Origin of the sequence: Streptococcus sp. 1343, assembly GCF_013277355.1 — a bacterium.
Classification (GTDB): Bacteria; Bacillota; Bacilli; order Lactobacillales; family Streptococcaceae; genus Streptococcus; species Streptococcus pseudopneumoniae.
On record NZ_VMMT01000074.1, the window covers coordinates 1 to 21696 of the forward strand.

Below are 21696 nucleotides of genomic sequence, written 5' to 3' on the forward strand. Positions count from 1 at the left end.
AGCCGCAGGCTGCTCAAAGCACTGCTTTGAGGTTGTAGATAAGACTGACGAAGTCAGCTCAAAACATGTTTTTGAGGTTGCGGATAAAACTGACGAAGTCAGTAACTATATCTACGGCAAGGCGAAGCTGACGCGGTTTGAAGAGATTTTCGAAGAGTATAAAATAACAGTATAGGAGAGGTAGAAAATGGAACGATTAGAAGATTACATTGCTTTTGACTTAGAATTTAATCAGCACGAAGGACAAACACACTTGATTCAAGTATCGGCAGTGCGTTTTAGAGATGGTCAGGAAATCGATGCCTATGATTCCTATGTCCATACTAGTGTGCCTCTAAAGAGTTTTATCAATGGATTGACTGGGATTACAGCCGAAACCTTAAAAGATGCTCCTCCAGTTGAGAAAGTCTTAGAAGAATTCCAAGAGTTTGTGGGTTCTTTGCTGATGATAGGCTACAATGCTGCTAAAAGTGATTTACCTATTTTAGCAGAGCATGGTTTAGACTATAGCCAACAGTACAAGGTGGATTTGTATGATGAAGCTTTTGAACGTCGGAGTTCAGATTTACATGGTATTGCCAATCTCAAATTGCAAACTGTTGCCTCATTTCTTGGATTTCAAGGTCAGTCTCATAATAGTTTAGAGGATGCTCAGATGACGGCGCGTGTTTACGAATCCTTCTTAGAGTCGGATCAAGCTAGGGAATTGTTAGAGACAGAAAGTAGCTTATCAAACAATCCTTTTGGTGGCTTGGACTTGTCTCAATTATTTGACTAGGAGTGCCTATGAAACCTGAAAAACCTAAAAAATTGGGTCTTAAACAGATTTACCTCAATCTTGATAAAATCCTCTTTCTATTTTTCTTGATTTTTATGATAGTGGAGTATTTGTGGGTCCCATTCAATTCATGGTTGGCTAGTTTCTTATTAGATCAGACAGGTTATCTTTTTATTTCCTATAACAATGTCTTAGCCATCCTTACTCATTCTCCATTGATTAGTCTAGCTTTTTTAGCCTTGATTGTAATTAACCTTCTGGTTGCTTATTTTCAAATAGGACTCCTCTTTATTGGTGCTCGTCATCTCCTCTATAATGAAAAGCGAAGGCTAATTGAGTATATCCGCAAGGTTTTCCATGAAAGTTTTGGATTTATGAAAAAGCTAACTTGCGCTAAAGCCTTGTTTATCTTTTTCTATATAGCTATGCTTTTTCCTTTTATACGGAAAATGCTGAAGATTTATTATCTTAATAAAATCGTCATTCCAGAGTTTATCCAAGCTTATTTAGAAGATAAATATTGGATGTGGTGGCTGAGCATCCTACTTCTATCTCTTATCTTTCTCTATGTCTCTGTCAGATTGATGTTTGCCCTTCCGAAGATTGTATATGATCAGCTGACTGTTCGAGAAGCAGTGATGTTTAGCTTGGAGAAAACCAAGAAGAGAGTTACTTTTTATGCTTGGAATTTATTTTACATCTTGCTCAAAGCACATTTATTATTTTATCTTCCTTTGATTCCTTTATTATTGGCTCAAACTTTGGTAGATGATATCACTCAGAGAGAGTCTCTGATTCTTGGTATTTTGAATTTTGTCGTGATTAAAAATCTCTATTATATGGCTCTGACTTATTTTTTGGTTAAATTTGTTTCATTTTTGACAGGAAAGGAGCTGGATATGCTTCCTCGGAGAGAAAAAGATCACATCATGCGATGGGGAGTCATGACTTGTGCCAGTCTTTTCTTTGCCTTAGAAGGTTATATTTATCTGGAGGCTCCCATGGTTCATCTACCTCAGCTTATTTCTCACCGAGGGGTTTCCAATGCAAATGGGATTCAAAATACAGTAGAATCCTTGGAAACTACAGCACAACTCAAACCAGACTTGGTGGAGACGGACGTGCAGGAAACAAAAGATGGGCAGTTTGTCATGATGCATGATGCTAACTTGAAAAATCTAGCAGGTATCAATAAAAGTCCTCAAGACTTAAACTTGGAGGAGCTTAAAGGGATTGATATTTTTGAAAATGGCTACCAGACTAAAATTTCAAGCTTTGAAGATTATCTCAGTCGAGCCAACGAGCTTGGTCAAAAATTACTAATTGAAATTAAAACAAGTAAAAAAGATAGTCCAGACATGATGGACCGTTTTTTAGCCCGTTATGCTGCAAAGCTCAAGATTTATGGACATCAAATCCAGTCTTTAGACTACCATGTTGTCGAAAAAGTAAGACAGTATGATGCCGAACTGCCAGTTTATTTTATCATACCCTACAATTCTGTCTTTCCTAAAACAAGGGCGACAGGATATACTATGGAGTACTCGACCTTGGATGAATATTTTGTAAGCAAACTATGGACAACGGATCAGAAACTTTATGTCTGGACTGTCAATGATTCAGAAGCTATCAATAAATCGCTTCACTTAGGAGTAGATGGAGTGATTACAGATGATTTGGAAAAAGTTCAGTGGGAAATAGAAGTAGCCCAAGAAGATCCAGAATATACGGATTTGCTCTTGAAAAAAGCTCTGGAATTCTTTGAATTTTAGTAATAAAAAAGAGGAACAACTATTCCTTCCGTGATAGGTAAGTATTTTTCGGAGAGCCTGTTTTTTTATTTGCTGAGTCTAGGATAGTTCTTGCTGGCGATAGATAGCAAGACGAACAGCTTCTTTTGAATGTCATATAAATTTAAAATTTCTGAAAATAACGAAAAATATACTAAATTTACAAATAAGGAGCCTCTAAATCCTTTAAAATAAGAAATATATATATATATATATATAATCATCGATTTTCTAAAACAAAGTGAGGTTGAAGGAAGGGAACTAAGTTGATATAATGAAGTATTAGTAGACAATGGGCCTTTTTGTCATTTGTTTAAGATGAAAAAAGGTCATGTTTTCCTGTTTTTATTGCGAGTTGATGCCTGCATGAACATGGCTAGAGGAGCAAAGACAGGGTAGAAAGAAAGGAAAAACTATGAAACAGTTTAAAATGAATGAGCGCCAACGCTTTTCTATATGCAAGTTTTCAATTGGAGCAGTCTCAGTCTTGCTAGGGTCTGTCTTTTTTATAGCTAATCCAGCGACAGAAGTCCAGGCGGCGGAAGTAAATACAGAAGTGGTCAGTCAGGATGGAAATGGCAACACTGGGAATCCATCTGTCTTACCGCCATCAGATACAAGCAATCAAAATCTTAACGTAGAACAAGAAGGGGATAAACCAAAAACTCAAGAGACAGATAAAGAAGAGCAAGACAGCCAAGCTAAAGATGGTGAAGGAAAAGCTGAGTCAACAGTAGAGAATAAAGGTGACGAAAAGTTGATGGTGTAGTTAAACCTGTATCGAGTGAGTTATCTCCAGTGTCCGAGGTAGAGAAATATAAAAAAGAAGCTCAACCAGAGTTGGAAGAAAAATCCTCAATTATCAAAGAAGAAGCTAATAGAGAAGATAAGATAGATCAATCCCAAGAAGAAGATGGGGATCAGTTATATGATAAATTGATAGATGCATCTAAAAGATTGAAAGAATCCAATCCTGAGTCGGCAGCAGCTTTTAAAAACTTAGCAGATACTATCAACGAAAAGTTAGGACTTTCAGACGACGGAAAGATTTCTGGAGAACTTGTCGAAAAAGCTCACAAGTTACTAGATGGTAATCAAGTGATGATGTCAAAAAATGATAGTGAGGAAAATTCTGAGGAAAGAGGAGTTCATGTAAGAAAAAGACGGAATATAGCAGGATTAACAATTGGGAGATGGAATGCAGTACGTAAACAAATAGAAGTTTCTAATATACTAGTAGTACCAGGTGGAGATAGAGTATTTGGTAATATTTTGAAAATTAGTGCTAAATCAAATCATGAGAAAATTACTAGCATATCTGTAACTGGTCATGAAAACATGGGGTTAAAGGTCGAATCTTCTGTCAATGGGAGTGAAGCATCTTTGACTTTCGACGGAATTACTCCGCGTAGGGGTCAGTATTTATTGAATGTAACAGTAACTACTTCAAGCGGTAGTCAGACGACACAATTTGGATACTATCTCCCTTTTCAGAAGCCGACTATTAATACACCAAATGATAGTACAGATGCAAGTGTCCCGAGCTTAGCAGGTAAAGCTAATGAAAAACCTAATATTGATGTGACAATTCCTTATGTTCCTAAATTACCTAATGGCGCAAAGATGAAAGTATATTTGGTAACCGGAGGTTCGGATATTTCTAATTATGGAGGGAGTACGGATGGATTAGCTTATCCGGAAGGTTATAATATACTTGCCTCTAAAGATATATCTCCTAATAATGATGGGGATGGTTCTGCACGCCAAATTACTATTACCCAGTCTGATTATAAGTCTGGAGTTAATAAGATAGGAACAGATAAATTTAGAGCACTCACTGTTATCGAAGTAAATAATAACGTAAACGATGGTAATCCACGAGAACGTGGTTCCTGGTTTAGTGATGAAAGAAGAGCGACAGTACCAGTAGCTAAAGAAGCAACACCTGAAAAACCAACAGTTGCCTCTAGCGAAGCGAATGCCAATGTAACGGTAACACCAAGTGCGAATGCAGACCATGTAGAAATTAGCATTGGAAGCGACAAAGTTGTAGCTACGAAATCAGGGTCAAGCTGGAGCCTAACACCAACAAAATCAGGTGTCAGCATTGATGGAGTAAGTGGTGTTGTTACAATTTCCCATAATGCGGCTAGTGCAGGAACTCAAGTAAGTGCGACAGCTAAACATGGTAATAGTGAAGTTAGTGCTTCTTCAACACCAGTCAGCTTGCCATCAAAACGATATTATCCAATTCCCGATTCGTATAACGTAACATCGCAACCTTCTACTCCTACTCAGCCAGACCAAGGAGCTACTGAGACTCCAACAGCTCCATCTGAGCCAGCTCCACAACCGTCTCAACCAACTGCTTCGGGTCAACCTGCAAGTCCTGCTCCAGCTCCGACTCAAGCACCTAGAGCGGCAGCAAGTCCTTCAGTTAGCTCAACGAGCACGCAAGCTCCAGCTCAAGAGCAAGTTGACAAGTCTGAACTTCGTGCCTTGACTCAAGAGTTAGACCAACGCTTGAAAGCTTTGGCAACAGTATCTAATCCGAAAATCGATGCAGCCAAGGCGGTCCTCCTAGATGCTCAAAAAGCTCTGGAAGATAGTGCCTTGACAGAGCAAGGTCTACGTACTGCAGTAGAGTCTGTGAAGGCTGCCTTGGACTCTCTCAAAGATGTGAAAGCAAATGCTAGCGACAGCAAGCCTGCACAGGACAAGAAAGATGCCAAACAAGGAACGGAAGATAGTAAGGATTCAGATAAGATGACTGAAACAAACTCAGTTCCAGCAGGAGTGATTGTAGTCGGTCTACTCGCCCTTCTAGGTGTGATTGCCTTCTGGTTGGTTCGCCGTAAGAAAGAGTCAGAAATCCAGCAATTAAGCACGGAATTGACAAGAGTTCTTGGACAGCTAGATGCAGAAAAAGCGGATAAAAAAGTCCTTGCCAAAGCCCAAAACCTTCTCCAAGAAACCCTTGATTTCGTGAAAGAGGAAAATGGCTCAGCAGAGACAGAAGCTAAACTAGTAGAGGAGCTTAAAGTAATCCTTGCCAAACTCAAGTAAAACTTGATTTATGAAATGTCAGATCTAAAAGACATTTTCGTTCACAAAAGCAGCGACGAGTAACCCTTGTCGTTGCTTTTTGGCTATTTTGGGGGATAAGATCCGCCTTGACTAGCAAAAGAAAAGATTGGTCCAGTAGTGCCCGATACGATTTTGCGTAGCAGAAAGCATACAAATGAAATTGAATATAGTAAAATAGGATTAGAAATCTTAAGAAAGTTGGTTCTTTATTGGAAACGATAGTATTTTCAATTTCCGTTTTTTTAGCAGGGGTCTTGTCCTTCTTTTCTCCCTGTATTTTTCCTCTTCTGCCAGTCTATGCTGGGATTTTATTGGATGATCAGGAAAGCGCAAAAAGCTTTTCTTTATTTGGGAGAAAGGTTCTCTGGTCAGGCTTGATTCGAACACTTTGCTTTATCGCAGGTATTTCACTCATTTTCTTTATTCTAGGCTTTGGTGCTGGTTACTTTGGTCATATTCTCTATGCAAATTGGTTTCGATATGTTATGGGAACAATTATTATCATTTTGGGACTTCACCAGATGGAAATTTTTCATTTTAAGAAATTAGAGGTTCAAAAAAGCTTTACTTTTAAGAAATCAGAAGCCAATCGTTATTGGTCAGCCTTTTTACTCGGTATTACCTTTAGCTTTGGTTGGACGCCTTGTATTGGTCCAGTTTTAAGTTCTGTTTTAGCGCTTGCGGCTTCTGGAGGCAATGGAGCTTGGCAAGGTGCTATCTATACTCTTATTTACACTCTGGGGATGGCTCTTCCTTTCTTGGTCTTGGCTCTAGCTTCAGGTCTAGTCATGCCTTATTTTAGTAAAATCAAACGTCATATGATGCTAATGAAGAAAATTGGTGGTTTCCTCATTATTTTAATGGGAATTTTGTTACTATTAGGACAAGTAAATGTTCTAGCTGGAATTTTTGAATAAAGGAGAAAATGATGAAAAAAGTAATGTTTGCTGGCTTAAGTCTCTTGTCATTAGTTGTATTGATAGCCTGTGGTGAGGAAGAAACTAAAAAAACTCAAGCCCCACAACAGCCAAAACAAGAAACGCCTGTACAGCAAATTGCTGTTGGGAAAGATGCTCCAGACTTCACCTTGCAATCCATGGATGGTAAAGAAGTCAAGTTATCTGATTTTAAGGGTAAAAAGGTTTACTTGAAGTTTTGGGCTTCCTGGTGTGGTCCATGTAAGAAAAGTATGCCTGAGTTGATGGAATTAGCTGCAAAACCAGATCGCGATTTTGAAATTCTTACTGTCATTGCACCAGGAATTCAAGGTGAAAAAACTGTTAATCAATTCCCACAATGGTTCCAAGAACAAGGATATAAAGATATCCCAGTTCTTTATGATACTAAAGCAACAACCTTCCAAGCTTATCAAATTCGAAGCATTCCTACAGAATACCTAATTGATAGTCAAGGAAAGATTGGAAAGATTCAATTTGGTGCTATCAGTAATGCGGATGCAGAAGCAGCATTTAAAGAAATGAACTAGAATCGATAAAAATCTGATTACAAGATGTAGTCAGATTTTTTTTTTAGAAAAATATTTTATAAATAGTCACAAATCTCCTATATTTATGGTAAAATAGAATCATCATTTTATTTGGAGAAGAAATATGAATATATTTAGAACAAAGAATGTAAGTTTGGATAAAACGGAGATGCACAGGCATTTGAAGTTATGGGATTTGATTTTGCTGGGTATCGGAGCCATGGTAGGGACAGGCATCTTTACAATTACAGGTACTGCAGCTGCCACACTTGCTGGTCCAGCCCTAGTGATTTCAATCGTCATTTCTGCCTTGTGTGTGGGATTATCAGCCCTCTTTTTTGCAGAATTTGCTTCACGAGTACCTGCTACAGGTGGTGCCTACAGTTATCTCTATGCTATTTTAGGAGAATTCCCAGCCTGGTTGGCTGGTTGGTTAACCATGATGGAGTTCATGACAGCCATATCAGGCGTAGCTTCGGGTTGGGCAGCTTATTTTAAAGGCTTGCTCTCTCAATACGGGATAGCCCTTCCTCAGCCTTTAAATGGTACCTTTAATCCTCAAGCAGGGACATTTGTTGATTTATTGCCTATTCTTGTCTTGGTCTTGGTGACCTCGCTTGTTTTACTCAATGCTAAAGCAGCCTTACGCTTTAATTCTATTCTAGTTATTTTGAAATTCTCGGCTTTAGCTCTCTTTGTTTTAGTAGGAATTTGGCATATCAAACTTGATAATTGGAGTAATTTTGCTCCTTATGGTTTTGGACAAATCTATGGTGCTAGTACTGGTATTATGGCTGGTGCCTCCTTGATGTTCTTCGGTTTTTTGGGATTTGAATCCATCTCTATGGCTGTAGATGAGGTCAAGACTCCTCAAAAAAATATTCCTAGAGGGATTGTCTTATCGCTTTCTATCGTAACCATTCTCTATGCCTTGGTGACGCTTGTTTTGACTGGTGTGGTTCACTATAGTCATTTAAATGTCAATGATGCCGTTGCCTTTGCCCTTCGTAGCGTTGGGATCAGTTGGGCAGCCAACTATGTGTCATTAGTGGCTATCTTGACCTTGATTACAGTTTGTATCTCGATGACCTATGCCCTATCGCGTATGATTTACAGTTTAGCGCGCGATGGCTTAATGCCTGCCGCCTTTAAAGAACTAACGAAGACTAGCAAGGTACCAAAGAATGCTACTATTTTAACAGGTCTAGCTTCAGCAGTAGCAGCAGGAATCTTCCCGCTAGCTAGTATTGCAGCCTTCTTAAACATTTGTACCTTGGCCTACTTAATCATGCTGGCTTACGGCCTGATTCGCTTACGGAAAGAAAAAGGGATGCCAAAAGCTGGGGAATTTAAAACACCCTTGGTACCCCTGTTACCGATTTTATCAATCATCATTTGTTTATCCTTTATGTTACAGTATAATATGGAAACTTGGATTGCTTTCCTAGTTGCCTTGTTAGTAGGAAGTATTATTTACTTCACTTATGGCTATAAGCATTCTACCATAGAAGAATAAAGTAAAAGTCTGTTGAGTTGTTGAAACTCAGCAGATTTTTATATGTGAAAGAAATTTCAAATTTTTTCTAAAAATATCTTGACAGATTAAGTTTTTAGGAGTAGAATGTTTACTAGTTAATTAAACAGTTAAGGAGTTGTTCATGAAGAAACAAAATTTATTTTTAGTCTTGTTAAGTGTCTTTCTTTTATTGCTAGGAGCCTGTAGTCAAAAGGAAAGTCAGACAGGAAAGGGGATGAAAATTGTGACCAGTTTTTATCCTATCTATGCTATGGTTAAGGAAGTATCTGGTGACTTGAATGATGTTCGGATGATTCAGTCAAGTAGTGGGATTCACTCCTTTGAACCTTCGGCAAATGATATCGCAGCCATCTATGATGCAGATGTCTTTGTTTACCATTCACATACGCTCGAATCTTGGGCAGGAAGTTTAGATCCCAATCTAAAAAAATCCAAAGTGAAGGTTTTAGAGGCTTCAGAGGGAATGACTTTAGACCGCGTCCCAGGGCTAGAAGATGTAGAAGCAGGGGATGGAGTTGATGAAAAAACGCTCTATGACCCTCACACTTGGCTAGATCCTGAAAAAGCTGGCGAAGAAGCTCAGATTATCGCTGATAAGCTTTCGGAGGCGGATAGTGAGCATAAAGAAACTTACCAAAAAAATGCGCAAGCCTTTATCAAAAAAGCTCAAGAATTGACTAAGAAATTCCAGCCTAAATTTGAAAAAGCGACTCAGAAAACATTTGTAACACAACATACAGCCTTTTCTTATTTAGCTAAGCGATTTGGACTCAATCAACTTGGTATTGCAGGTATCTCTCCGGAACAAGAACCAAGTCCAAGACAACTAACAGAAATTCAGGAATTTGTTAAAACCTATAAGGTTAAAACGATTTTTACAGAAAGTAACGCTTCTTCAAAAGTAGCTGAAACTCTTGTCAAATCAACAGGTGTAGGTCTTAAAACTCTGAATCCTTTAGAGGCAGACCCACAAAATGACAAGACCTATTTAGAAAATCTTGAAGAAAATATAAGTGTTCTAGCAGAAGAATTAAAGTGAGGAAAAAATGAAAATCAATAAAAAATATCTAGCAGGTTCAGTGGCAGTTCTTGCCCTAAGTGTTTGTTCCTATGAACTTGGTCGTTACCAAGCTGGTCAGGCTAAGAAAGAGTCTAATCGAGTTGCTTATATAGATGGTAATCAGGCTGGTCAAAAGGCAGAGAACTTAACACCAGATGAAGTCAGTAAGAGAGAGGGAATCAATGCTGAACAAATTGTTATCAAGATTACGGATCAAGGTTATGTGACTTCTCATGGAGACCATTATCATTACTATAATGGCAAGGTTCCTTATGATGCCATCATCAGTGAAGAGCTCCTCATGAAAGATTCGAATTATCAGTTGAAGGATTCAGACATTGTCAATGAAATCAAGGGTGGTTATGTCATTAAGGTAAACGGTAAATACTATGTTTACCTTAAAGATGCGGCCCATGCGGATAATATTCGGACAAAAGAAGAGATTAAACGTCAGAAGCAGGAACATAGTAGTAATCACGGTGGCGGTTCAAACAATCAGGCGGTAGTTGCAGCCAGAGCCCAAGGACGTTATACAACGGATGATGGTTATATCTTTAATGCCTCTGATATCATTGAAGATACAGGCGATGCCTATATTGTTCCTCATGGCAATCACTTCCACTATATTCCTAAGAGTGATTTGTCTGCCAGTGAATTAGCTGCTGCCCAAGCCTTCTTATCTGGAAAAGGCGGTCAATTAAGTACGGTTGAATATCGTTCTAGCAGGGGAGAAACAAGATCTAGTGTGAGAACGAGTCCATCTGAAACTCCTCAAAATCTTACAACAACTCCTGAGAGTCAAAATGAGGATTTAGCTAGTCTCCTTCAAGAATTGTACGCTTTGCCACTTAGCCAACGTCATGTGGAGTCTGATGGATTAGTATTTGACCCAGCACAGATTACAAAACGTACTGCAAATGGTGTGGCAGTACCTCACGGAGATCATTTCCATTTCATTCCTTATTCGCAAATGTCTGCCTTGGAAGAAAAATTGGCTCGAAATCTACCAATTGGAGGTCAGCCAGTTCAAAAGCATTCTGATAATACGAAACCAAGCAGTCCTGCGAAACCAAGTTCAGCCATTAAAGCAAACTTTAATCTCAATACGCAGGCACCGAATAGAGCAACTGGAGGAGCCTATACAACGGATGATGGGTATGTCTTTAGTCCAACAGATGTGATTGAAGATACAGGTGACGCTTTTGTTGTACCGCATGGAAATCATTTTCACTATATTCCTAAGAGTGATTTGTCTGCAGGAGAATTGGCTGCAGCCCAAGCCTATTGGAATGGGAAGCAGGGGTCTCGTCCTTCTTCAAGTTCTAGTCATAATGCAAATCCAGCTCAACCAAGCTTGTCAGAGAACCACAATTTGACTGTCACTCCAACTTATCATCAAAATCAAGGGGAAGACATTCCAAGCCTTTTACGTGAATTGTATGCTAAACCCTTATCAGAACGCCATGTAGAATCGGATGGACTAGTATTTGACCCGGCACAAATAACAAATCGTACAGCTAATGGTGTTGCTGTACCGCACGGAGACCATTATCACTTTATCCCTTATTCACAAATGTCACCTTTGGAAGAAAAATTGGCTCGTATGATAGCTATTAAGGGACAAAATGGTGCAGTCTTGCCGGGAATGAATTATTTGAAACCAGCACCAAAACCGCAAGCTCAACCATCAACTGAGAAAAAACAAACTGATTTTACAGTAGAACAGGTTGTTAGAAAAGTTGGGGAAGGATATGTTGTGGAAATTGCTGGTGTCAGTCACTATGTTTTTGCTAAAGACTTGGCTAAGGATAAGATTGATGCTATTGAAAATCTCTTGTCTAAGAAAACTCAAGAGACACATGCTCTAGTTGCTAAAAAAGAAAATGTCGCTTCTCGTGACCAAGAATTTTATGATAAAGCCTACAATCTGTTAACCCAGGCTCATAAAGCCTTGTCTGAAAATAAAGGTCGCGTTTCTGATTTCCAAACTTTAGACAAATTAGCAGAGCGCTTGAATGATGAATCTTCTAATAAAGTAAAATTGGTAGATGATTTATTGGCATTCCTAGCACCAATTACCCATCCAGAGCGACTTGGCAAACCAAATGCTCAAATTGCCTATACAGACGATGAAATTAAATTAGCGAAATTAGCAGGTAAATATACAACAGAGGATGGCTATATCTTTGATGAGCATGATATTGAAAGTGATGAAGGAAATGCCTACGTCACTCCACACTTGAACCATAGCCACTGGATTAAAAAAGACAGCTTATCTGAAGCTGAAAGAGCAGCAGCTCAGGCTTATGCTAAAGAAAAAGGCTTACAAGCTCCAAATTCTACTGAAGCAACAGAAGCAAAACCAGAGGCAACAGGGACAGAAGCTATCTATAACCGCGTAAAAGCTGAGAAAAAGGTACCATTAGAAAAAATACCGAATCATTTACAGTATACTGTAGCTGTACAAAATGGTCACTTTATAATTCCTCACTTTGATCACTATCATAACCTTAAGTTTGCATGGTTTGATGAAGGACTTTACTCAGCTCCTGAAGGCTATACCTTAGAAGATTTATTTGCGACAGTGAAATACTACGTTGAACATCCTGACCAACGTCCTCATTCAGATAATGGTTGGGGTAATGCTAGCGACCATGTTCGTAAAAATAAGGCAGACCAAAACGGTAAACCTGATGAAGATAAGGAACATGATGAAGTAAGTGAGCCAACTCATTCTGAATCTGATGAAAAAGAGAATCACGCTGGTTTAAATCCTTCAGCAGATAATCTTTATAGACCAAGCACTGATGCGGAAGAGACAGAGGAAGAAGCTGAAGATACTACAGATGAGGATGAAGTTCCACAAGTAGAGCGTTCTGTTATTGACGTTAAGATAGCAGAGGCGGAGACCTTGCTAGAAAAAGTAACAGATTCTCGTACTCGCCAAAATGCTATGGAGACATTGTCTGGTCTAAACAGCAGTCTTCTTTTCGGAACGAAAGACAGTAACACTATTTCAGCAGAATTAGATAGGCTCTTGGCTTTGTTAAAAGAGAGTCAACCGACTCCTATACAGTAGTAAAAAGAATGAAGCATATTTTATGGAGAAGTAACCTTTCGTGTTGCTTCTCTTTTTTAGAAGAAAGTAACAGAAACTTGACAGAAGTATAATAGATTGAATCTAGAATAGTACACCTTGACTTCTAAAATATTGTTAGAAATTGATTTGACTGTCCTGATCAATTTGTCCTATTCTTATTTCATTTCTCTATAATTTTAAATAGTAAACTATTTACTGGTTAATTAAATGGTTAAATAAGCGGTTTAGAAAAATTGTTTAACCGAGAAAAAAGAAGTTAAGAAAAAGTTTCATCATTTATTGAAATGAGGGATTTATGAAATTCAGTAAAAAATATATAGCAGCTGGATCAGCTGTTATCGTATCCTTGAGTCTATGTGCCTATGGACAAAACCAGCATCGTTCGCAGGAAAATAAGGACAATAATCGTGTCTCTTATGTGGATGGCAGCCAGTCAAGTCAGAAAAGTGAAAACTTGACACCAGACCAGGTTAGCCAGAAAGAAGGAATTCAGGCTGAGCAAATTGTAATCAAAATTACAGGTCAGGGCTATGTAACGTCACACGGTGACTACTATCATTACTATAATGGGAAAGTTCCTTATGATGCCCTCTTTAGTGAAGAACTCTTGATGAAGGATCCAAACTATCAACTTAAAGACGCTGATATTGTCAATGAAGTCAAGGATGGTTGTATCATCAAGGTCGATGGAAAATATTATGTCTACCTGAAAGATGTAGCTCATGCTGATAATGTTCGAACCAAAGATGAAATCAATCGTCAAAAACAAGAACATGTCAAAGATAAGGAGAAGGTCAGCTCTGATGTTGCTGTAGCAAGGTCTCAGGGACGATATACGACAAATGATGGCTATGTCTTTAATCCAGCTGATATTATCGAAGATACGGGTAATGCTTATATCGTTCCTCATGGAGGTCACTATCACTACATTCCCAAAAGCGATTTATCTGCTAGTGAATTAGCAGCAGCTAAAGCACATCTGGCTGGAAAAAATATGCAACCGAGTCAGTTAAGCTATTCTTCAACAGCTAGTGACAATAATACGCAATCTGTAGCAAAAGGATCAACTAGCAAGCCAGCAAATAAATCTGAAAATCTCCAGAGTCTTTTGAAGGAACTCTATGATTCACCTAGCGCCCAACGTTACAGTGAATCAGATGGCCTGGTCTTTGACCCTGCTAAGATTATCAGTCTTACACCAAATGGAGTTGCGATTCCGCATGGCGACCATTACCACTTTATTCCTTACAGCAAGCTTTCTGCCTTAGAAGAAAAGATTGCCAGAATGGTGTCTATCAGTGGAACTGGTTCTACAGTTTCTACAAATGCAAAACCTAATGAAGTAGTGTCTAGTCTAGGCAGTCTTTCAAGCAATCCTTCTTCTTTAACGACAAGTAAGGAGCTCTCTTCAGTATCTGATGGTTATATTTTTAATCCAAAAGATATCATTGAAGAAACGGCTATAGCTTATATTGTAAGACATGGTGATCATTTCCATTACATTCCAAAATCAAATCAAATTGGGCAACCGACTCTTCCAAACAATAGTCTAGCAACACCTTCTCCATCTCTTCCAATCAATCCAGGAACTTCACATGAGAAACATGAAGAAGATGGATACGGATTTGATGCTAATCGTATTATCGCTGAAGATGAATCAGGTTTTGTCATGAGTCATGGAGACCACAATCACTACATCAAGGTTCAAACTAAGGGCTATGAAGTAGCCTTGAAAAACAAAATTCCAGCCCTGCAATCCAACTATCAACCTGGAACTTTTGATGAGAAGGCAGTCTTGGCAAAAGTAGATCAACTTCTTGCTGAAAGTCGAAACGTCTATAAAGACGATCCAATCAAACAAAGACAGATTGAGTTAGTTTTAGGTCAGTTTACTGAAAATATGAAGAAACTAGCAACTAACTCTACAGCAGGTTATCTAAAAACACTTGACCTCTTTGATAAGCAATATATCCATATTGATGAAAGTGTCAAACCTGTTGAAACAAGTGCTTTAGATAAGAAATATCAGGCCTTGATTGATAAAATCAATACGCTAGATACAGATACTTATGGACTTCCTAAGAAAGACCTTCTCGTTCGACTCCAAGAGGCTAAGTTGGCTAAAGATGAGGCTGCTTTAGCAGCGGTTGAATCACAACTTCAAGCTCTTCAAGACTTTAATGACCGTACTGGCGATACAACAGTGGAATACATCAAGTACTTCTATGAGCATGTAAACGATGGTCGTTTAAGTGATGAGCTTCGTAATAAAGTAGATAATTTGACTTTTACTTTATATCAATCTCAATCCTTCCGTAAGGCTGTGGACTTGAATAAACTGTTCCCAAGCATTTACCAAACAAAACAAGAAGTAGAAGAGGCTTTGAAAAATCAGCCAGCTACTGCAAAAGTAAATGAAACAGTTTTAGATAAAGAAAAAGTTGATAACCAATCTGCTAAGCAAGCGATTTATGAATTTTTTAAAGATCTTTATCCTGATCTTAAAAAAGAAGAATATGTCAATCATGTCAGCAAGGAAGAAGTAGAAAGTCTTTTGAACAAGGCAAATCAACTCTTGGAACAAATCCATGAAGAAGGAATCAGACAATCCTTGGCAGAAGAAGTAGAAAATCTAAAAGCTGCCACAAACAAGGCTGATGCAGACTTGGATGAAGTAAACAGTCAGGTAAAAGATGTTTTGACTCGTATCGCTAGCGCCCTTCAACAAGAAAAGGAAAATGCTGAGCAAGATTCTCAGACACTTGTACTCTATCAAAAACTCTACGATATTCTCATGTCGCTTCACTCTTATTTAGAAAGTAATAATGGTTCTGATGAGGACTTTGATAAAGTGGATGCATTACTAGATCAACTTTCTGCTAAGAGTAAAGACAAAGCAGCTTTACTTGAATTGACAAAAGCTATTCTAGTTTTGAATCACCAAATCCAGTCAAAAGCTAGCGCAAGTGAAGAAACAAGTCCAGCAAGAAATGCTGAAGCAAATGGTGATAACACCAGTGCTGAGAACCAACCAAACGCAACTACAGAATCTAACAGCGAAACTGCTAGCGACGAAAACAAAGCAAGCAACACAAGAGATTCTAAACCTGCTGAATTAACTTCAGAAAAGGGATCAACTGAATCTACAACAAGCACTGGTAATCAAGAAAAAGCAGTAGAATAAACAGAAAGGCGAAGTAGCTGAGCCACCTCGTCTTTTTAGCCTTTATAAGCTACGATGCCAATGATGGTATCAACTGCACGTTCCATAGTCTGAAGGCTAACGTATTCAAAACGTCCGTGCATATTTTCGCCACCTGCAAAGATATTCGGAGTTGGGATTCCCATAAAGGAAATCTTAGAGCCGTCTGTTCCACCCCGGATTGGTTCGATAATAGGCGTGATACCTAGATCTTCCATAACGGCTTTAGCAACGGTAATTGGAGTCATATCTTTTTCAATGACTTCTTTCATATTGTAGTACTGGTCTGTCAAGTTGAGAGTGACACGGTTGCTCCCAAGTTCTTGATTCATCTTATCAGCGATAGATTGCATGGATGCTTTACGCGCTTCAAAGGCATCTTTTTCAAAATCACGAATGATGTAGCTTGCACGCGCCTCCTCAACACTACCTGTCACATCCATTAGATGGTAAAAACCTTGGTAACCTTCAGTTAACTCAGGTCGGTCATTTTCTGGAAGTTGATTATGAAAATCAATTGCTAGCTGAAGGGCATTGACCATCTGCCCTTTGGCAGTACCAGGGTGGACATTACGGCCTTGGAAATGCAATTCAGCACCAGCGGCTGAGAAAGTCTCGTACTGAAGTTCACCTAGTGGACCACCATCAACAGTGTAGGCAAAATCCACATCAAAATCTTCTGCATCAAATTTATTAGCACCAACACCGATTTCCTCATCTGGACCAAAACCAACACGAATCTCACAGTGTTTGATTTCAGGATGAGCAGTCAGATATTCAATAGCTGTCATAATCTCAGCAATACCAGACTTGTCATCAGCACCTAGCAAGGTTGTTCCATCAGTTGTAATGAGCGTTTGGCCTGGATATTTCTCAAGACTCTTGAAGTCGGCTGGATCCAGTTTAAAACCAGAATTTCCAAGTTCAATCACACCACCATCGTAGTTTTCAATTACCTGTGGATTGACTCCTTCAGCATTAAAATCAGCAGTATCCATGTGGGAGATGAAGCCAATCTTACGTGTTAAAGATGGATCATTGGCTGGCAAGGTTCCAATAGCAAAACCATTCGGTAGATAGTAAACATTTTGCAGTCCAACACGTTTCATTTCAGGAATTAGGACATTTGTTGCGAAGTCAACCTGACTCTGTGTACTTGGAGTAGTAGTAGAGTGTTCATCAGAGCGCGTGTTGACCTTAACGTAGGTTAAGAAGCGGTCCAAGAGATTTGGATAAGTCATAAAAAACTCCTTTTGAATTTATTTTTTTCATTGTATCATAGAAAGAAGAGAAAAACAAAAGACAGAAGTTAGGGCAATCTGCTATGTTAGCGTTTACTTATCAGTGGATTCATGATAAAATAAACTTGATAAAAACATCACAAGGAAGCGATTATGAAAAAAGCAATTTTAATGATGACCTTCGGTTCGCCAGAAGAGATTACCTTTGAAGGTGTAGCTGATTTTTTCACAAATATTCGTCGTGGAGTGAGACCTCAAGACCACGAGATTCAGACTCTCTATGATAATTATGTACGAATTGGAGGCACGCCTCTGCAAAAAATTACCCGTCAAGAGGTTGCCTTGGTAGAAGCTAGGCTGGGGAATGAATACAGTGTCTACTTTGCTAATAAGTTTTCCAGTCCCTTTATTCCAGATGTGATCGGTCAAATGGAAGCAGACGGAATTGAACAGTGTATTTGTTTGATTTTGGAGCCTCATTATTCTTTCTACTCTGTCATGGGCTATGAAAAATTTTTAGAAAGCAAACAAATTCAATTTTTGGTCATTAAGGACTGGTATCAGGGAGAAGCACTTTTAAACTATTGGGCAGATGAAATTGCTAAAATTTTAAAAGAAGAAGTAAAGCAGGATAGCTTTAAAGTCATCTTTTCAGCCCATAGTGTGCCCATTTTTGCCTTGGATTTTGGAGATCCTTATATCGATCAAATTTTCGAAAATAGCAAGTTAGTTGCTGAAAAACTAGGTTTGAGTTCCGATCAATATACAAATACCTGGCAAAGTGAGAGTGATATTGGGATTCCATGGATTAAGCCAGATGTTTTGGAGTATCTCAGAGAACAGACAGAACATCCAGACCATTATATTTTTGTTCCAATCAGCTTTATCAGTGAGCACATTGAAGTCTTGTTTGATAATGATGTGGAATGTTATGACTTGTGTCAGGAATTTGGGGTAAACTACCATCGTCCACCAATGCCAAATACAGATTCTCGCTTGATTGATGCCTTGGTCAATACAGTTAGAGCCAATGAACATCAAGAGTTTAAGGAATTTCTCCCAGAAGAAGAGACCTTTGATGAGTTAGTTCCTTCAGACGAGACGAAAAACATTTTGGCTGAATCTCAAGATTTACAAATGCCGGAATTTGTGAAAAAACTGATTGAGAAAAAAGGGCGGGAGAATGTTAAGATGCCTTATCTTATCAAGAAGATGCTAGAAAAAGCAGGCAAGTTGCCCAAAGAGTAAAGAAAAAGGATTTAGCTTTGTGCTAGATCCTTTTAATCGATTATTTTTTCTCAAGAAGGGCTTTGATTTCTTGAAGGACTTCCAATTCGGTTGGTTTTTTTTCGTCAGTTTTTTCTTCCTTTATACCAGTCAGTTTCTGTGCTTTTTCAATACCCTTGATAATAAAGAAGAGGGCGGTACCCACAAAGATAAAATTGATAATAGCACTTAAAAAGTTACCATAGCCGACTCCATGCCAAGAAAGTTGAGCGATACGTTCGACTTTAGCAGCTTTCAAAGCGGGATTTAAAATAAGAGGAGTGATAATGTCGTTTACAAGTGAAGTAACGATAGCACCAAAAGCAGAGGCAATGACAACACCGACAGCAAGGTCAATAACATTTCCTCGAAGCAAGAACGATTTTAGATTTTTTAACATACTGTTTTCCTTTCAATGTTTCGTGTTTCATTGTATCCTAAATCATTATAGAAGGCAATTAAAAGGCTCATAAATGGAGCATTATTTTCTAAAAATATAGATCTTGCTCAAGATATAATTGATGATAATAATGAGTATTTGTGCAATTATTGTTTCAATTGCATTTACCTTATCAGGATTTTCGTTTACAAATTGCCCTATGATATGAGGGAATTGAGTTACAAAGAGAAAAGTTAAAAACAAGTCTAACAGAAAAGTAGAAAGGCGGGCAAGAAAAAATTTCACTAAACGGATAAGCCGATTCTTCCTTGCTTGCTTAAATACAAGCCTATCATTTGTGATAAAGGCAAATAGGATACCAAATATATTTGCCAAGGCCGTAGCAAGAAGTTCCTGATGAGTTAGTTGATAAATGACCAATCGCGAGAGAATCGAAACTAGAGTTGTTGCAAGGCCAAAAAAGAGATAGGCTAAGATTTCATTGTTAAAAAATTTTTGAATAGGTTTTTTCATGCTTTAAGTATAGCATAAAGCAGGCTATTGTGCTATACTAGTAAGGTTGAATAAAGCAACCCTTGGTGCTTAGCTTCTTTCACCAAGCATATTACACGCGGATAACCGCCAAAGGAGAAAAAATGAAAAAATTAACTATTCGTGATGTTGCAGATATTGCAATCGTTGCTGCTATTTATGTCGTTTTGACTGTCACACCGCCCCTAAATGCCATCAGCTATGGTGCTTATCAGTTTCGTATTTCAGAAATGATGAACTTTATGGCTTTTTACAATCCCAAGTACATCATCGGAGTTACTATCGGTTGTATGATTGCTAATTTCTTTAGCTTCGGACTACTAGATGTCTTTGTTGGTGGCGGATCAACCTTGGTATTCCTCAGTTTAGGTGTTTGGCTTTTTGCAAAATATAGCAAGGATTACCTCTTTAACGGATTGATTCGAAAAGATCATTTCTTCTTTTCAATCCTCTTTTCAATTTCCATGTTTACCATCGCTGCAGAGTTAAATATTGTAGCAGAATTACCATTTTTCCTTACTTGGTTTACAACAGGAATTGGTGAATTTGCCTCATTGATTATTGGAGCGATTATCATTGGTAAAATTGGTCGTCGAATCGATTTAAGCAAATAGAACAGGACAAGCTAGGTAGCCTTTACCTGGCTTTTTCTTATGGAAAATTTCTAAGAAAACTTGACAAGTTTTTCTGATTATAGTATACTTACTTAAGTAAGCTGATTTAGCTCAGTTGGCAGAGCGCATCCATGGTAAGGATGAGGTCGCCGGTTCAATCCCGGCAATTAGCATGATATGTATAGGGAAACTCTTGAATACGAGAGTTTTTTGTTATACTCGATCGAAAAAATTTCTTATTGACAAAATCAAGTATCTCTAGTAATATAGAATATGCGATGAGTCGATAGGTAGTCTTCGGACTACTATTGAGCATAAGGAGGTCATAACGCAGGAGCGGACCTTGATGAGTTGTGTGAACCTGCTCATCACATGAAGATGCCTCTTAGTCCCTAGTCTAACGACTGGGGATTTTTATTTTCCAAAAAATGATGAAAAAGCTTTGCAATTCATGGAAAAAGTAGTATAATACTTCTATTATAGAAATTTTTAGAAAATTCCGAAAGAGGTTATTTATGGGATATACAGTTGCTGTAGTCGGCGCGACAGGTGCTGTCGGTGCTCAGATGATAAAAATGTTGGAAGAATCAACACTTCCAATCGATAAAATTCGTTTACTTGCTTCTGCACGTTCAGCAGGCAAGACTTTGAAATTTAAAGATCAAGATATTACGATTGAAGAAACGACTGAAACAGCTTTTGAAGGAGTTGATATTGCTCTCTTTTCAGCAGGTGGTTCTACATCAGCTAAGTATGCACCATACGCAGTGAAAGCTGGAGCGGTAGTAGTAGATAATACATCTTACTTCCGTCAAAATCCAGACGTTCCTTTGGTTGTTCCAGAGGTCAATGCTCACGCACTTGATGCCCACAATGGGATCATTGCCTGCCCTAACTGTTCAACAATTCAAATGATGGTGGCTCTTGAGCCAGTTCGCCAAAAATGGGGCTTGGACCGTATCATTGTTTCAACTTACCAAGCAGTTTCAGGTGCTGGTATGGGAGCAATTCTTGAGACACAACGTGAACTTCGTGAAGTCTTGAATGATGGTGTAACCCCACGTGATTTGCATGCCGAAATCTTGCCTTCAGGTGGTGACAAGAAACATTATCCTATCGCCTTCAATGCTCTTCCACAAATTGATGTCTTCACTGACAATGATTACACTTATGAAGAGATGAAGATGACTAAGGAAACTAAGAAAATCATGGAAGATGATAGTATTGCCGTTTCAGCAACATGTGTTCGTATTCCAGTCTTATCAGCTCACTCTGAGTCTGTTTATATCGAAACAAAAGAAGTGGCTCCAATCGAAGAAGTCAAAGCAGCTATCGCAGCCTTCCCGGGTGCTGTTCTTGAAGATGATGTAGCTCATCAAATTTATCCTCAAGCTATCAATGCAGTTGGTTCGCGTGATACCTTTGTTGGTCGTATCCGTAAAGACTTGGATGCTGAAAAAGGAATCCACATGTGGGTTGTTTCAGACAACCTGCTCAAAGGTGCTGCTTGGAACTCAGTTCAGATTGCTGAAACTCTTCATGAACGTGGCTTGGTTCGTCCAACAGCTGAATTGAAATTTGAATTAAAATAGTCATATCGTTTA

At 38.6% G+C, this 21696-nt stretch carries 16 protein-coding genes, 1 tRNA gene, 1 pseudogene and 1 riboswitch; of the genes and pseudogenes, 15 read left to right on the top strand and 3 right to left on the bottom strand.

Annotated features, from left to right (window positions below; translation table 11 throughout):
• The first annotated feature begins 187 nt into the window (after positions 1 to 187).
• The 11 genes and pseudogenes from HT709_RS10130 to HT709_RS10180 all read left to right on the top strand — a co-directional run bounded on the left by HT709_RS10130 (position 188) and on the right by HT709_RS10180 (position 16022).
• A complete protein-coding gene (locus HT709_RS10130) occupies positions 188 to 778 on the top strand; it encodes a 3'-5' exonuclease (protein ID WP_172925737.1) in 591 nt (196 codons plus the stop codon).
• 8 nt (positions 779 to 786) lie between these two features.
• Entirely contained in the window at positions 787 to 2550 is a 1764-nt protein-coding gene (locus HT709_RS10135) for a glycerophosphodiester phosphodiesterase (protein ID WP_166731887.1), read from the top strand.
• Positions 2551 to 2983: 433 nt separating this feature from the next.
• Positions 2984 to 3337 (top strand): YSIRK-type signal peptide-containing protein, encoded by a 354-nt coding sequence (locus HT709_RS10140; RefSeq protein ID WP_023940659.1) that lies wholly within the window; start codon positions 2984 to 2986, stop codon positions 3335 to 3337.
• A 1655-nt stretch (positions 3338 to 4992) separates the two neighbouring features.
• A pseudogene (locus tag HT709_RS10145) lies at positions 4993 to 5190 on the top strand (hypothetical protein); the annotation flags it as partial.
• A 27-nt stretch (positions 5191 to 5217) separates the two neighbouring features.
• Positions 5218 to 5634 carry an LPXTG cell wall anchor domain-containing protein gene (locus HT709_RS10150; RefSeq protein ID WP_172925742.1) on the top strand — a complete coding sequence of 139 codons (417 nt, stop codon included), beginning with the start codon at positions 5218 to 5220 and terminating at the stop codon, positions 5632 to 5634.
• A 230-nt stretch (positions 5635 to 5864) separates the two neighbouring features.
• Positions 5865 to 6572, top strand: coding sequence for a thiol-disulfide oxidoreductase-associated membrane protein CcdA2 (ccdA2, locus tag HT709_RS10155; protein ID WP_014017248.1), 708 nt, complete (start codon positions 5865 to 5867; stop codon positions 6570 to 6572).
• An 11-nt stretch (positions 6573 to 6583) separates the two neighbouring features.
• Positions 6584 to 7141 carry a thiol-disulfide oxidoreductase-associated lipoprotein SdbB gene (sdbB, locus tag HT709_RS10160; protein ID WP_000757366.1) on the top strand — a complete coding sequence of 186 codons (558 nt, stop codon included), beginning with the start codon at positions 6584 to 6586 and terminating at the stop codon, positions 7139 to 7141.
• A gap of 124 nt (positions 7142 to 7265) precedes the next feature.
• A complete protein-coding gene (locus HT709_RS10165) occupies positions 7266 to 8657 on the top strand; it encodes an amino acid permease (protein ID WP_001020307.1) in 1392 nt (463 codons plus the stop codon).
• Positions 8658 to 8799: 142 nt separating this feature from the next.
• Positions 8800 to 9717 carry a zinc-binding lipoprotein AdcAII gene (gene adcAII, locus HT709_RS10170; protein WP_000744536.1) on the top strand — a complete coding sequence of 306 codons (918 nt, stop codon included), beginning with the start codon at positions 8800 to 8802 and terminating at the stop codon, positions 9715 to 9717.
• Positions 9718 to 9724: 7 nt separating this feature from the next.
• Positions 9725 to 12817, top strand: coding sequence for a pneumococcal-type histidine triad protein (locus HT709_RS10175; protein ID WP_023938123.1), 3093 nt, complete (start codon positions 9725 to 9727; stop codon positions 12815 to 12817).
• A 316-nt stretch (positions 12818 to 13133) separates the two neighbouring features.
• Positions 13134 to 16022: a pneumococcal-type histidine triad protein gene (locus HT709_RS10180; RefSeq protein ID WP_172925738.1), complete on the top strand. Its 2889-nt coding sequence runs from the start codon at positions 13134 to 13136 to the stop codon at positions 16020 to 16022.
• Positions 16023 to 16057: 35 nt separating this feature from the next.
• Here HT709_RS10180 and pepT read toward each other — a convergent pair whose 3' ends face one another.
• On the bottom strand, positions 16058 to 17281 hold the full coding sequence (gene pepT / locus HT709_RS10185; RefSeq protein ID WP_000222060.1) for a peptidase T: 1224 nt from the start codon (positions 17279 to 17281) through the stop codon (positions 16058 to 16060).
• Positions 17282 to 17434: 153 nt separating this feature from the next.
• Between pepT and hemH the strand changes: the two genes are divergently transcribed.
• A complete protein-coding gene (hemH, locus tag HT709_RS10190) occupies positions 17435 to 18529 on the top strand; it encodes a ferrochelatase (RefSeq protein ID WP_023938119.1) in 1095 nt (364 codons plus the stop codon).
• A 40-nt stretch (positions 18530 to 18569) separates the two neighbouring features.
• Here the strand turns inward: hemH and mscL are convergent, their stop codons facing one another.
• Positions 18570 to 18947, bottom strand: coding sequence for a large conductance mechanosensitive channel protein MscL (gene mscL / locus HT709_RS10195; RefSeq protein WP_000916792.1), 378 nt, complete (start codon positions 18945 to 18947; stop codon positions 18570 to 18572).
• An 81-nt stretch (positions 18948 to 19028) separates the two neighbouring features.
• The gene (locus HT709_RS10200) at positions 19029 to 19460 is read right to left on the bottom strand and encodes a GtrA family protein (protein WP_000743002.1); all 432 of its coding nucleotides are present in this window, start codon (positions 19458 to 19460) and stop codon (positions 19029 to 19031) included.
• A gap of 28 nt (positions 19461 to 19488) precedes the next feature.
• Positions 19489 to 19585: riboswitch (PreQ1 riboswitch) on the top strand.
• Between HT709_RS10200 and HT709_RS10205 the strand changes: the two genes are divergently transcribed.
• The 3 genes from HT709_RS10205 to HT709_RS10215 all read left to right on the top strand — a co-directional run bounded on the left by HT709_RS10205 (position 19583) and on the right by HT709_RS10215 (position 21684).
• Positions 19583 to 20092 (top strand): QueT transporter family protein, encoded by a 510-nt coding sequence (locus tag HT709_RS10205; RefSeq protein ID WP_000737071.1) that lies wholly within the window; start codon positions 19583 to 19585, stop codon positions 20090 to 20092. (Overlaps the previous riboswitch by 3 nt.)
• A 100-nt stretch (positions 20093 to 20192) precedes the next feature.
• Positions 20193 to 20265: transfer RNA gene (locus HT709_RS10210), tRNA-Thr, on the top strand.
• 342 nt (positions 20266 to 20607) lie between these two features.
• Positions 20608 to 21684, top strand: a complete 1077-nt coding sequence (locus tag HT709_RS10215) for an aspartate-semialdehyde dehydrogenase (protein ID WP_000542464.1) — start codon at positions 20608 to 20610, stop codon at positions 21682 to 21684.
• Positions 21685 to 21696 lie beyond the last annotated feature (12 nt).

What these genes read in the sequence shown, in the direction of transcription:
- HT709_RS10130 (WP_172925737.1), top strand. Translation starts at nt 188, where the DNA reads ATGGAACGATTAGAAGATTACATTGCTTTTGACTTAGAATTTAATCAG.
- HT709_RS10135 (WP_166731887.1), top strand. Translation starts at nt 787, where the DNA reads ATGAAACCTGAAAAACCTAAAAAATTGGGTCTTAAACAGATTTACCTC.
- HT709_RS10140 (WP_023940659.1), top strand. Translation starts at nt 2,984, where the DNA reads ATGAAACAGTTTAAAATGAATGAGCGCCAACGCTTTTCTATATGCAAG.
- sdbB (WP_000757366.1), top strand. Translation starts at nt 6,584, where the DNA reads ATGAAAAAAGTAATGTTTGCTGGCTTAAGTCTCTTGTCATTAGTTGTA.
- HT709_RS10165 (WP_001020307.1), top strand. Translation starts at nt 7,266, where the DNA reads ATGAATATATTTAGAACAAAGAATGTAAGTTTGGATAAAACGGAGATG.
- adcAII (WP_000744536.1), top strand. Translation starts at nt 8,800, where the DNA reads ATGAAGAAACAAAATTTATTTTTAGTCTTGTTAAGTGTCTTTCTTTTA.
- HT709_RS10175 (WP_023938123.1), top strand. Translation starts at nt 9,725, where the DNA reads ATGAAAATCAATAAAAAATATCTAGCAGGTTCAGTGGCAGTTCTTGCC.
- HT709_RS10180 (WP_172925738.1), top strand. Translation starts at nt 13,134, where the DNA reads ATGAAATTCAGTAAAAAATATATAGCAGCTGGATCAGCTGTTATCGTA.
- pepT (WP_000222060.1), bottom strand. Translation starts at nt 17,281, where the DNA reads ATGACTTATCCAAATCTCTTGGACCGCTTCTTAACCTACGTTAAGGTC.
- hemH (WP_023938119.1), top strand. Translation starts at nt 17,435, where the DNA reads ATGAAAAAAGCAATTTTAATGATGACCTTCGGTTCGCCAGAAGAGATT.
- mscL (WP_000916792.1), bottom strand. Translation starts at nt 18,947, where the DNA reads ATGTTAAAAAATCTAAAATCGTTCTTGCTTCGAGGAAATGTTATTGAC.
- HT709_RS10200 (WP_000743002.1), bottom strand. Translation starts at nt 19,460, where the DNA reads ATGAAAAAACCTATTCAAAAATTTTTTAACAATGAAATCTTAGCCTAT.
- HT709_RS10205 (WP_000737071.1), top strand. Translation starts at nt 19,583, where the DNA reads ATGAAAAAATTAACTATTCGTGATGTTGCAGATATTGCAATCGTTGCT.
- HT709_RS10215 (WP_000542464.1), top strand. Translation starts at nt 20,608, where the DNA reads ATGGGATATACAGTTGCTGTAGTCGGCGCGACAGGTGCTGTCGGTGCT.